Source organism: Kitasatospora sp. NPDC088160 (assembly GCF_044741445.1).
Taxonomy (GTDB): domain Bacteria; phylum Actinomycetota; class Actinomycetes; order Streptomycetales; family Streptomycetaceae; genus Kitasatospora.
Window position 1 is genome coordinate 1 of the sequence record NZ_JBIUSS010000004.1, and the last position, 12,299, is coordinate 12,299.

Annotated in this window: 10 protein-coding genes and 1 rRNA gene; 8 read left to right on the top strand and 3 right to left on the bottom strand. The window is 72.7% G+C overall.

The features are described from left to right. The 5 genes from rrf to ACIOGZ_RS06855 form a co-directional block, all read left to right on the top strand. Positions 1-87, top strand: a 5S ribosomal RNA gene (rrf, locus tag ACIOGZ_RS06835); the annotation flags it as partial. Between the two features lie 241 nt (positions 88-328). Then, positions 329-2,917, top strand: coding sequence for a sensor histidine kinase KdpD (locus ACIOGZ_RS06840; RefSeq protein WP_363588363.1), 2,589 nt, complete (start codon positions 329-331; stop codon positions 2,915-2,917). A gap of 109 nt (positions 2,918-3,026) precedes the next feature. Then, positions 3,027-3,707: a response regulator gene (locus ACIOGZ_RS06845; RefSeq protein WP_033351413.1), complete on the top strand. Its 681-nt coding sequence runs from the start codon at positions 3,027-3,029 to the stop codon at positions 3,705-3,707. Positions 3,708-3,774: 67 nt separating this feature from the next. Further along, entirely contained in the window at positions 3,775-4,182 is a 408-nt protein-coding gene (locus ACIOGZ_RS06850; protein WP_063347599.1) for an OB-fold nucleic acid binding domain-containing protein, read from the top strand. A gap of 2 nt (positions 4,183-4,184) precedes the next feature. Beyond that, on the top strand, positions 4,185-5,000 hold the full coding sequence (locus tag ACIOGZ_RS06855; RefSeq protein WP_363588361.1) for a DUF3159 domain-containing protein: 816 nt from the start codon (positions 4,185-4,187) through the stop codon (positions 4,998-5,000). Positions 5,001-5,096: 96 nt separating this feature from the next. Here ACIOGZ_RS06855 and ACIOGZ_RS06860 read toward each other — a convergent pair whose 3' ends face one another. Continuing rightward, the gene (locus ACIOGZ_RS06860) at positions 5,097-5,768 is read right to left on the bottom strand and encodes a TrkA family potassium uptake protein (RefSeq protein ID WP_063347598.1); all 672 of its coding nucleotides are present in this window, start codon (positions 5,766-5,768) and stop codon (positions 5,097-5,099) included. Further along, positions 5,768-6,436, bottom strand: a complete 669-nt coding sequence (locus ACIOGZ_RS06865; protein WP_363369779.1) for a TrkA family potassium uptake protein — start codon at positions 6,434-6,436, stop codon at positions 5,768-5,770. The genes ACIOGZ_RS06860 and ACIOGZ_RS06865 overlap by 1 nt, the downstream gene beginning before the upstream one ends. A gap of 229 nt (positions 6,437-6,665) precedes the next feature. Here ACIOGZ_RS06865 and ACIOGZ_RS06870 point away from each other — a divergent pair, with 229 nt between their 5' ends. Together ACIOGZ_RS06870 and ACIOGZ_RS06875 are read left to right on the top strand one after the other, a co-directional pair. Further along, entirely contained in the window at positions 6,666-8,735 is a 2,070-nt protein-coding gene (locus ACIOGZ_RS06870) for an APC family permease (RefSeq protein WP_363588359.1), read from the top strand. A 383-nt stretch (positions 8,736-9,118) separates the two neighbouring features. Then, positions 9,119-10,465, top strand: a complete 1,347-nt coding sequence (locus ACIOGZ_RS06875) for a class I SAM-dependent RNA methyltransferase (RefSeq protein ID WP_400985382.1) — start codon at positions 9,119-9,121, stop codon at positions 10,463-10,465. A 172-nt stretch (positions 10,466-10,637) separates the two neighbouring features. On the opposite strand, the gene ACIOGZ_RS06880 is transcribed toward ACIOGZ_RS06875, so the two are convergent. Beyond that, positions 10,638-10,835 carry a hypothetical protein gene (locus ACIOGZ_RS06880; RefSeq protein ID WP_363588357.1) on the bottom strand — a complete coding sequence of 66 codons (198 nt, stop codon included), beginning with the start codon at positions 10,833-10,835 and terminating at the stop codon, positions 10,638-10,640. A 431-nt stretch (positions 10,836-11,266) separates the two neighbouring features. Here ACIOGZ_RS06880 and ACIOGZ_RS06885 point away from each other — a divergent pair, with 431 nt between their 5' ends. Further along, positions 11,267-12,226, top strand: a complete 960-nt coding sequence (locus ACIOGZ_RS06885; protein ID WP_363620190.1) for a LysR family transcriptional regulator — start codon at positions 11,267-11,269, stop codon at positions 12,224-12,226. Positions 12,227-12,299 lie beyond the last annotated feature (73 nt).

Here is a 12,299-nt window from a genome sequence, read left to right on the forward strand (position 1 = left end):
GGTTACATTCCGAACCCGGAAGCTAAGCCTTACAGCGCCGATGGTACTGCAGGGGGGACCCTGTGGGAGAGTAGGACGCCGCCGAACAATTATTCCGAAAAGACCCCCTCCCGTCCGGGAGGGGGTCTTTTTGCATTTCCCGGAGACAGGGCAGAAGGCTTTCACGCCGGCCCGGCCGAGGGGGGCGGGCGCCGTCAATATGTCGCTAAAACCGCATGATCAGTCCACTGATCAGCGGAAAATCGCCGCTCACGCCGTAGTCTCGAAGGGAAGGGGAACAGGTGTCCGGGGGTGGCCCCGGAGCAGAGCCGGATCAAGAATGGTGCTCATGGGACGAGGCAGGCTGCGCATCTACCTTGGGGCGGCCCCCGGGGTCGGCAAGACGTACGCCATGCTCGCCGAGGCGCACCGGCGACAGCAGCGTGGCACGGACGTCGTGGTGGCGTTCGTGGAGGATCACGGCCGGCGGCTCACCGCGGAGCTCGTCGACGGGCTGGAGGTCGTGCCGCGCCGGCAGCTGGTGCACCGGGAGGCCACGTTCGCCGAGATGGACGTGGACGCCGTCCTCGCCCGCCGCCCGCAGGTGGCGCTGGTGGACGAGCTGCCGCACACCAACATCCCCGGCTGCCGCAACGCCAAGCGCTGGCAGGACGTCGAGGAGCTGCTGGCGGCCGGGATCGACGTGATCTCCACCGTCAACATCCAGCACCTGGAGTCGCTCGGCGACGCCGTCGAGGGCATCACGGGGGTGCGCCAGCGCGAGACCGTGCCGGACGCGGTGGTGCGCCGGGCCGACCAGATCGAGCTGGTCGACATGTCGCCGCAGGCGCTGCGGCGGCGGCTGGCGCACGGCAACGTGTACGCGCCGGAGAAGATAGACGCGGCCCTGGCCAACTACTTCCGCCCGGGCAACCTGACCGCGCTGCGCGAGCTGGCGCTGTTGTGGACCGCCGACCGGGTCGACGAGTACCTGCAGAAGTACCGGGCCGAGCAGGGCATCGAGGGCACCTGGCAGGCCCGGGAGCGGATCGTGGTGGGCCTGACCGGCGGCCCCGAGGGGGCGACGCTGATCCGGCGGGCGGCCCGGATCGCGGCCCGTGTCTCGGGCGGCGAGCTCCTCGCCGTCCACATCTCCCGTTCGGACGGGCTCTCGGGCACCGGCTCCCCGCAGACGCTGATCGAGCAGCGGGCCCTGGTGGAGAGCCTCGGCGGCTCCTTCCACGCCGTCCTCGGCGACGACCCGGCCGCCGGGCTGCTGGACTTCGCCCGGGGCGTGAACGCGACCCAGATCGTGCTGGGCACCAGCCGACGGCCGGCCTGGCAGTACCTCTACGGGCCTGGCGTCGGCACCACGGTGACCCGGGAGGCCGGCGACATCGACATCCACATGGTCACCCACGAGCACGCCGGGCACGGACGCGGGCGGGTGCCGGTGCGCCGGATCACCGACCTGGGCCGCCCCCGTACCATCGCGGGCTGGCTGATCGGGATGGCTGGTCCACCGGTGCTGGCGCTGGTGCTGACCGCGATCGGCGGGCTGGGCCTGTCCACCGACATGCTGCTGTTCCTGTCGCTGACGGTGTGCGCGGCGCTGGTCGGCGGGCTGCTGCCGGCGATCGGGTCGGCGCTGGTCGCCTCGTCGGTGCTGAACTACTACTTCACGCCGCCGATCCACACCTTCACGATCAACGAGCCGCAGAACATCATGGCGGTGGCGATATTCACCGTGGTCGGCATCTCGGTCGCCTCCGTGGTCGACCTGGCGGCCCGGCGCACCCACCAGGCGGCCCGCAGCCAGACGGAGGCGCAGACGCTCAGCGCGCTGGCCGGTACCGTGCTGCGCGGCGCGCCGAACGGGGACGGGGTGCTGACCGCGCTGATGGAGCAGGTCCGGGAGACCTTCGGGCAGGAGAGCGCCGCGCTGCTGGAGCGTCCGGAGCCGCTCGGTGCCTGGGTGCCGGTCGCCACCGCCGGGCCGCGCCCGCCGGAGCGGCCGGAGGAGGCCGACGTGGACGTCCCGGTCGGCGACAGCCTGGCGCTGGTGCTGCGCGGCCGGGTGCTGCCGGGGGCGGACCGGCGCCTGCTCGGGGCGTTCGCCGCGCAGGCGGCCGTGGTGCTGGAGCGCCGCCGGCTGGCCCGGGAGGCCGCGGCGGCCCGCCGGGAGGCGGAGGGCAACCGGATCCGCACCGCCCTGCTGGCGGCGGTCTCGCACGACCTGCGCACCCCGCTGGCGGGGATCAAGGCGTCCGTCACCTCGTTGCGGGCGGCCGACGTCGAGTGGGCGCCGGAGGACGAGGCGGAGCTGCTGGCCGGCATCGAGGCCGGGGCCGACCGGCTCGACCACCTGATCAACAACCTGCTGGACATGAGCCGGTTGCAGACCGGTACCGTCACCCCGCTGATCCAGGAGACCGACCTGGACGAGGTGGTGCCGTTCGCCCTCGGCGGGGTGCCGCCCGAGTCCGTGCGCCTCGACGTCCCGGAGACGCTGCCGATGATCCGGGCCGACGGCGGCCTGCTGGAGCGTTCGCTGGCCAACCTGGTCGAGAACGCCGTCAAGTACAGCCCGGACGGCGTCAAGGTGCTGGTCAAGGCCGACGCGCTGCGTCAGCCGGGCGGTTCCGGGCGGGTCGAGCTGCGGATCGTGGACCGCGGCCCGGGCGTGCCCGAGGACGCCAAGGAGCGGATCTTCGCGCCGTTCCAGCGCTACGGGGACGCGCCGCGCGGCGCCGGGGTGGGGCTCGGGCTCGCGGTGGCGCGCGGCTTCGTCGAGGCGATGGACGGTACCGTCACCGCCGAGGACACCCCCGGCGGCGGCCTCACCATGGTCGTCAGCCTGCCCGCCGCCGAGCGGCCGCCGGAACCGGGGGAGGCGGCCGGTGACGGGCACGATCCGCTGTCGCGGCTGATCACGTGACAGCCGGTGGCCTGCCGCTCCGGCCTGTCGTTCCTCGCTTCCGCACGTCGTATGTTCAGCAAGTCCCACAGTCCGTAAGTCCGACAGCCCTGAAAGGCGGAGCCCGTAAATGACCCGGGTCCTCGTCGTGGACGACGAACCGCAGATCGTCCGCGCGCTGGTGATCAACCTCAAGGCCCGCAAGTACGAGGTCGACGCGGCCCATGACGGCGCGAGCGCCCTGGAACTGGCCGCCGCCCGCCATCCCGACGTCGTCGTCCTCGACCTGGGCCTGCCCGACATGGACGGCGTCGAGGTGATCCGCGGCCTGCGCGGCTGGACCAGGGTGCCGATCATCGTGCTGTCGGCCCGGCACGCCTCCGACGAGAAGGTCGAGGCCCTGGACGCCGGTGCCGACGACTACGTCACCAAGCCGTTCGGCATGGACGAGCTGCTCGCCCGGATGCGCGCCGCCGTACGCCGCGCCGAGCCGGTCGCGGGCGAGGACGACTCGCTGGTCGTCACCGAGAGCTTCACCGTCGACCTCGCCGCCAAGAAGGTCAACCGGGACGGCACCGACGTCCGCCTCACCCCGACCGAGTGGCACCTGCTGGAAGTGCTGGTCCGCAACGCCGGCCGACTGGTCAGCCAGACCCAGCTGCTCCAGGAGGTGTGGGGCCCCGCCTACCGCACCGAGACCAACTACCTGCGGGTCTACCTCGCCCAACTGCGCCGCAAGCTGGAGCGCGACCCCTCGCACCCGCGCCACTTCATCACCGAACCGGGCATGGGCTACCGCTTCGAGAGCTGACCCCCGGGGCGCCCCCGGTGGCCGTACGGCCTGCCGCCGGGGGTGCGGAAACCGGTACCCTTCCGGCATGAGTGGTGACAACAGCAGCGACCAGCCGCAGGGGCGATTCCGCCGCATGCTCAGCCGGCTGACCTCCTCGGCCGAGGAGCTGCAGGCCGAGGAGCTGCGCCAGGAGAGCGCGGCGGAGTCGGGCTGCACGCCGATCGCCGGCTGCGCGGACCGCGAGCTGGTCACCGTCGCGGGCACGCTGCGCACGGTGACGCTCCGCCCGCGGGCCGGGGTGCCGGCGCTGGAGGCCGAACTCTTCGACGGCACCGAGGCGCTGGACGTGGTCTGGCTCGGCCGCCGCTCGATCGCGGGCATAGAGCCGGGCCGCCGGCTCGTCGCCAGCGGCCGGATCAGCCACGCACGCGGGCGCCGCGTGCTGTTCAACCCCCGCTATGAGCTGCGTCCGGTCGGACACGGGAGCGAATGAGCGTGAGCAACCAGCCCGGCGGCGAGTCCGCCGCCCAGCTTGACCTGGCCGCGAACCACCACGCGCCGCCCGGCCCGCACGGACCCGGGGCCGCGGCCGACGCGGCCGTCCGCGAGGCCGTCGTCGCCAAGGAGGCCGCCGACAGCGCGGCCGAGGAGGCCGCCCGCAAGGCCGCCGCCTCCAAGGAAGCGGCCGACACCATTCTGCAGGCCTTCGGCGGCGTGCGCGGCATGATCGACATGACGCTGCCCGGCCTGGTCTTCATCGTCACCTTCAACATCACCCACCAGGTCAGCTCCGCCGCCTGGGCCGCGCTGGGCCTGTGCGCGGTGTTCGTGGTGACCAGGCTGGCCCGGCGGGAGACCGTCCAGCACGCCTTCAGCGGGGTGTTCGGCGTCGCCCTCGGCGCCTGGATCTCGATGAAGAGCGGTCGCGCCGAGGACTTCTACCTGCCCGGCCTGCTGTGGAACGTCGGCTACTGCATCGCCCTGGCGGTCTCCGCCCTGGTGCGCTGGCCGATGATCGGCGTGATGCTCGGCCCGGTCACCGGCGAGATGTTCACCTGGCGCAAGGAGAACCCGGGCCGGTTCGCCGCCTACACCAAGGCGACCTGGGCCTGGGTGGTGATCATGGGCCTCAAGCCGGTGATCCTCTTCCCGCTGTACTTCACCCACAACGTCAACCTGCTCGGCTGGCTCAAGGTCGCCCTCGGCATCCCGCCGATGCTGCTGGCGATGTACGTCACCTGGCAGATCCTGCTCAAGGCGCCGCCGCCGATCAAGGCGCAGTTCGACGACGACGAGGAGCCGGCCCGCTAGCCGGAGCCCCGGCCGGCCGGTCCGAACGCGACGGGCGAGGGCCCGCACCCACCAGGGGTGCGGGCCCTCGCCCGTGTCCGGTCCGCGCCTTCGGCCCTACTGGGCGCCGGAGGACGCCGACAGCAGGTCCTCCAGTTCCTCCTCGCGCTCCTGTGCGGCCACGAAGAGCAGCTCGTCGCCGCCCTCCAGGGTGTCGTCCTTACCCGGCACCAGCACCCGGCCCTCGCGGATGATCGTCACCAGCGCGGTGTCCTGCGGCCAGGCCACGTCGCCCACCCGGGTGCCGACCAGCTCGGTGTCGGCGGCCAGGGTCAGCTCGACCAGGTTGGCGTTGCCCTGGCTGAAGCGCATCAGCCGGACCAGGTCGCCGACGCTGACCGCCTCCTCGACCAGGGCGGACATCAGACGCGGGGTGGACACGGCCACGTCCACGCCCCAGGACTCGTTGAAGAGCCACTCGTTCTTCGGGTTGTTCACCCGGGCGACCACCCGCGGCACCGCGTACTCGGTCTTGGCGAGCAGCGAGACGACCAGGTTCACCTTGTCGTCGCCGGTCGCAGCGATCACCACGTGGCAGCGCTGCAGGGCCGCCTCGTCCAGCGAGGTGATCTCGCAGGCGTCGGCCAGCAGCCACTCCGCCATGGGTACCCGCTCCACCGAGATGGAGTTGGGGTTCTTGTCTATCAGCAGGACCTCGTGCCCGTTCTCCAGCAGCTCGCCCGCGATCGAGCGACCCACGGCACCAGCCCCGGCAATGGCGACCCGCATCAGTGACCCTCCTCCTTCGGCCCCTGCGCGAACGCGGCCTCGACCGCCGTCAGGTCGCCCCGGCGCAGCATCACGTGCACCAGGTCGCCCTCCTGCACCACCATCTGGGGCGAGGGCAGCACGCCCTCGCCGAGCCGGGTGACGAACGCCACCCGGGCGCCGGAGGACTCCTCCAGCACGCTGATGCGGTGACCGACCCAGCCCGGGGCGTAGGCGACCTCGGCCAGCTGGACGCCGCCGCTCGGGTCCTGCCACAGCGGCTCGGCGCCGCTCGGCAGCAGCCGGCGCAGCATCTGGTCGGCGGTCCACCGGACCGTCGCCACGGTCGGGATGCCCAGGCGCTGGTAGACCTCGGCGCGGCGGGGGTCGTAGATCCGGGCCGCGACGTTCTCCACGCCGAAGTTCTCCCGGGCCACCCGCGCGGCGATGATGTTGGAGTTGTCGCCGCTGGAGACCGCGGCGAACGCGCCGGCCTCCTCGATGCCCGCCTCGCGCAGGGTGTCCTGGTCGAAGCCGACGCCGGTCACCCGGCGCCCGTTGAACCCGGCGCCCAGCCGACGGAACGCGGTCGGGTCCTGGTCGACCACGGCCACCGAGTGGCCCTGTTTCTCCAGGGCTCTGGCGAGGGCCGAGCCCACGCGGCCGCAGCCCATGATGACGATGTGCACCGGCGCTACCTCACCCGTCCCGTAGGGTTCTTGACCTGCGCAAACACCGTTCATCTCCCTTTCCCGCCCGGCTTCCCTGGGCGAGCGTTCTTGTGGGGCGCCGACTCACAACGTGAGTGTTGCCCGCCGACTCGTATCCGACACGCTAGCCGGTCCATAGAACGCAGTCGCGACGAAGGGGGGGACAAACGGCGGAGCCCGGCCCGGGAAGCCCCTACGATTCCTTAACGTGCCTATGCCGACTGACCTACCGAAACGCATCCTGATCGGGCGCGCCCTGCGCAGCGACAAATTGGGCGAAACACTTCTGCCCAAGCGGATCGCGCTGCCCGTCTTCGCCTCGGACGCGCTCTCCTCGGTCGCGTACGCCCCCGAGGAAATCCTGCTGACGCTCTCCGTGGCGGGTGCCTCGGCGATCCACTTCTCCTGGCAGATCGGCGTCGTCGTCGCGATCGTGATGCTCGCGGTGGTCGCCTCCTACCGGCAGAACGTGCACGCCTACCCGAGCGGCGGCGGCGACTACGAGGTCGCGACCGTCAACCACGGGCCCAAGTCGGGGCTCGTCGTCGCCAGCGCCCTGATGGTCGACTACGTGCTCACCGTGGCCGTCTCGACGACCTCGGGCGTCGCCAACGTCGTCTCCGCCGTCCCCGCGCTGCGCGGCCACGAACTGACCCTGTCGGTCATCGTCGTGGTGGTGCTGATGGGCATGAACCTGCGCGGCGTCCGCGAATCCGGCACCGCCTTCGCCGTCCCGACGTACGCCTTCATGATCGGCGTCATCGGCATGGTCGGCTACGGCTTCGTCCGGCACTTCCTGCTCGGCCAGGACATGCCCGCCGAGAGCTCCGGATTCCACCTCGCCGCCACCCCCGGCAACGAATCGCTGGCCGGGTTCGCCATGGTGTTCCTGCTGCTCAAGTCGTTCTCCTCCGGCTGCGCCGCGCTCACCGGCGTGGAGGCCATCTCCAACGGCGTGCCGGCCTTCCGCAAGCCCAAGAGCAAGAACGCCGCCACCACCCTGCTGATGATGGCCAGCATCGCCGTGGTGATGTTCATGGGCATCATCTGGCTGGCCCGCCTCACCGGCGTGCAGATGGCCGAGAACCCGGCCGAGCAGCTCGTCGGCTCCTCGCCCGGCTACCACCAGAAGACCGCGCTCGCCCAGATCAGCGAAGCCGTCTTCAACAACTTCACGCCCGGCTTCTACTTCGTCGCCGCCGTCACCGGCCTGATCCTGGTGCTCGCCGCGAACACCGCCTTCAACGGCTTCCCGGTGCTCGGCTCGATCCTCGCCCAGGACCGCTACCTGCCGCGCCAGCTGCACACCCGCGGCGACCGGCTGGCCTTCTCCAACGGCATCATCCTGCTGGCGATCGCCGCGATCCTGTTCGTCATCGCCTTCGACGCGGACCCCAACCGGCTGATCCAGCTCTACATCGTCGGCGTCTTCGTCTCCTTCAACATGAGCCAGTCCGGCATGATCCGGCACTGGACCCGGCTGCTGCGCACCGAGACCGACCCGGCCAAGCGCCGCCACATGCAGCGCAGCCGGGCGATCAACACCTTCGGCCTGGTGATGACCATGGCCGTGCTGATCGTCGTCCTGGTCACCAAGATCAGCCACGCCTGGATCGCGATCGCCGCGATGGTCGTGCTCTTCGTGATGATGAAGGGCATCCGCCGCCACTACGACCGGGTCTCCGAGGAGCTCATCGCCGCCGAGGAGCCGGACGACGTGGTGCTGCCCACCCGGGTGCACGCCATCGTGCTGGTCTCCAAGCTGCACAAGCCCGCGCTGCGCGCCCTCGCCTACGCCAGGCTCGCCCGCGCCCACACCCTGGAGGCCGTGACCGTCAACGTCGACCCGGCCGACACGGCGGCGCTGCGCCGGGAATGGGACGAGCGCGGCATCGAGGTGCCGCTCAAGGTGCTGGACTCGCCGTTCCGCGAGATCACCGGGCCCGTCCTCGACTACGTGAAGAACCTGCGCCGCAGCAGCCCGCGCGAGGTGGTGTCGGTCTACATCCCCGAGTACGTGGTCGGCCACTGGTACGAGCACCTGCTGCACAACCAGAGCGCGCTGCGGCTCAAGGGGCGGCTGCTGTTCAAGCCCGGGGTGATGGTCACCTCGGTGCCGTGGCAGCTGGAGTCCTCCGAGCGGCGCAAGCCGCAGAAGGCCTGGTCGGCGCCGGGTGCCGTCCGGCGTGGCGAGCCTCGGGCGCCGAAGGCCGTAAAGTCGAAGGTCCCCGTTATGCCAGACGCCACCGCTGACAGCAGCAAGGACTCCGCCCAGTGACCCGCAACACCCCGTCCCGCTCCTCCGGATCCTCGGGCAAGGGCGCCCGCAAGGGCGCCGCCAAGCCCGGCAAGGTCGCCCGGCCGCGCTGGGGCAAGCCCGTGCGCCCGGCCGCCACCGACCGCGACGGCTTCACCGCGCAGACCGCGCCGCTCGCGCCGGGCGAGCCTGCTCCCGCGCGTCCGGCGGAAGCCGACACGGGGAAGCCGAAGGCCGCCCGTACGCAGAAGACCGACGGTGCGCAGAAGGCCGAGCGCACGCAGAAGGCCGAGCGCTCCAAGGACGGTGCGCCGAAGGGCGACCGTGCGCGGGGATCCCGCGCGCAGGCGTCCCGCACGCCGGGGGAGCGGCCGCGCAAGCAGGCGGTGCGGCCGCCGAAGGCGCTGCGCACCGCGCCGCGGGCCGGGCGGCCCGAGACGCCGTCCGGCGATCCGCTGGCCGGCCAGCGCTACGAGGTCGAGGTCGGCCCGGTCGCGCACGGCGGCGGGCACTGCGTGGCCCGGCACGAGGGCCGGGTGCTGTTCGTCCGGCACGCGCTGCCCGGCGAGAAGGTGGTCGCACTGGTCACCGAGGGCACCTCCACCTCCCGGTTCCTGCGGGCCGACGCGGTCGAGATCCTGGAGCCCGCCAAGGAGCGGATCGCGCCGCCGTGCCCGTTCTCCGGGCCCGGCAAGTGCGGCGGCTGCGACTGGCAGCACGTCACCCCGGGCGGGCAGCGCAAGCTCAAGGGGCAGGTGCTGACCGAGCAGCTGGCCAAGCTGGCCGGTCTCACCCCGGCCGAGGCGGGCTGGGACGGCAGCGTCGAGCCGGTCGGCGGCAAGCTGCCGGCCGGGCAGGTGCCGACCTGGCGCACCCGCGTGCAGTACGCCGTGGACCAGGAGACCGGGAAGGTCGGTCTGCGCAAGCACCGCTCGCACGAGGTGCAGCCGGTGGACCGTTGCCTGATCGCCGCCGAGGGCGTCACCGAACTCGGCATCGAGGCTCGCGACTGGCCGGGCATCGCCTCGGTCGAGGTGATCGCCGCGAGCGGATCCTCGGACCGCCAGGTGGTGCTCACCCCGCGCCCCGGCGCCCAGCTGCCGCTGGTCGAGCTGGACAAGCCGGTGTCGATCGCCCGGGTGGACGACCAGGGCGACATCCACCGCGTGCACGGCCGCAGCTTCGTGCGCGAGCGGGCGACCGGGCGGACCTGGCGGGTCAGCAACGGCGGCTTCTGGCAGATCCACCCCGAGGCGCCGGACACCCTGGTGGACGCCGTCCTGGACGGCCTGGACCCGCAGTGGGGTGAGAACGCGCTCGACCTGTACTGCGGCGTCGGCCTGTTCGCGGGCGCGCTGGCCGACCGGGTCGGCGAGGAGGGCGCGGTGCTCGGCATCGAGTCCTCCAAGCAGGCCGTGGCCGACGCCCGGCACAACCTGGCCGCGCTGGACAACGTGCGGATCGAGTGCGACCGCGTCGAGACGCTGCTGCCGCGCACCGGCATCACCGCCACCGACCTGATCGTCCTGGACCCGCCGCGCTCGGGCGCCGGGCGCGAGACCGTCGCGCACCTGGTCGGCCTGGAGGCGCGCCGGATCGCGTACGTCGCCTGCGACCCGGCGGCGCTCGCCCGGGACCTGGCGTTCTTCCGGGAAGGCGGCTACCGGCCGGTCTCGCTGCGGGCCTTCGACCTGTTCCCGATGACGCACCACTTCGAGTGCGTGGCGGTCCTGGAGCCGATCGGGAAGTGACCCGGCGGCCCTCCGGGGTGCCGGCCGGCTTCGACGGGCGCTGATCGCGTTCGAGGCGGTCCGGGGGCTCCGGGGACTCCGAGGGCTCCGGGTAGTTCGGCGGAGGAGACGGCAGAGGAGGCGGCACCCGTTCACGCGGGTGCCGCCTCCTCGCCGTTCCGGTGCGGGACGGTCAGGGCCGGTTGTGCTCCTCTTCGTCGGCGCTGTGCGGAAGGTCGATCCCGTGCTGGGCGGCGAGCCGGAGCAGTCCGGCGATCCGGCCCTCGTACGCCTGGACGCCGTCGGCGTCCCCTTCGGCCCGGGCCGCTGCGAGGTCCCGGCGGGCCTGGGTGAGCTGCTCGCGCAGCTCCTGGTCGAACATGGCTGTCATTGCCGGCCTCCAGACCGGTCGGTGCCGCTCCGCGGAACGCTCAGGAGAGTTCAGAGTCCCGGAAGGTGAAGAACTCTTCAAGTCTCGCTCGCCCCGGCGGGGCGGCGTCGGGCGGGGTGGCCGCGGAGGGGCCACGGGGGGCTTCGGAGGGGCTTCGCGGGGGCCGGCGTCGGGCGGGGTGGCGGGTGCCGGGCCGGACGGTCGCCGGGGTGCGGGTCAGGGAGCGGTCAGGGGGACGCAATGCGCCGGTAAAGGCCGCTGCCGGCGCCGCCGTTCGGCTCCCGGAGGGGGCTTGACGAGGTGATTCGCGCGGGGCGAAGGTGAGCGGCCGACATGTCATGTGTGCTGTTGCACAGCCACCGCCGGGGCCGCACCCTCCCGCCCGGAGCGGTCGGCCGGGAGGGTGCGGCCCTTGCGTGAGGGGGAGGGTCATGGAGCTGGAACTGCGGCACCTTCGCGTGCTGTGCGCCATCGCCGACACCGGGAGCGTCGGCAGGGCCGCCGTCCTGCTCGGCGCCTCGCAGCCCGCGACCAGTACGCAACTGCGCCGGATCGAACGCCACCTGGGCGCGCCGCTGTTCGAGCGCACGGCCGTGGGCGTCGCGCCGACCTGCTTCGGCGTCGAGGTGGTGGCCGCCGCGCGCGACCTCCTCACCCGCGCCGACTGCCTCGGCCGCCGCCCGGCGGCCCCCGGCGAGCCGGTCCGCCAGGAGCTGCGCCTGGCCGCGACCATCTCGCCGATCCTGCCCGGACTGGTCACCAGGGCCCGGCACCAGCGGCCCGACCAGCGCTTCACGGTGACCTCCGTCTACCGCTCGTCGGACATCGTCGACCTGCTGGAGCAGGGTGACGCGGAGGCCGCCGTGGCCGTCGACTACCCGGGCCGGGAACTGCGCCACTCGCCGGCCGTCGCGCACCGCGGCATCGTCACCGAGCCCGCCTTCGTCGCACTCCCGGCGGGCCACCGGCTCCGGCACCGCACCGAGATCGCCCTGGTGGACCTGGCCGAGGAGGACTGGTTCCTCACCCCCGACGACGGGGCCGGCTGGCACGGCGTGTTCTACGGGGCCTGCGCCGCGGCGGGCTTCACCCCGGCGACCGTCCACGAGTTCCTCGGCGGGCGGCTGGAGTTGCAGGAGATGATCTCCGCCGGGCTCGGGATCTCCGTCGTCCAGGCGACCACCAGGCCGCTGGCCGAAGTGGTGGTCAAGCCGCTCGCCGGGACGCCGATCTGGGTCCGCCACCTGCTGGCCTGGCAGGCCGCCGGGGTGAGCGGCGAGGTGGTGGAGACGCTGTTCGGCGCGGCGGCCGCGGCCTACCGGGACCTGATCGCCAGTTCGCCGACCTTCCAGGCGTGGGCGGCGCGGACGTACCGGCCGGTCCGGCCGTAGGGAGGCCGGGTCCGGAGGTGGGGAGGCCGGGTCCGGCCGCGGGGCCGGGGCGGGCGGCCGGTCCCGGTGGGGC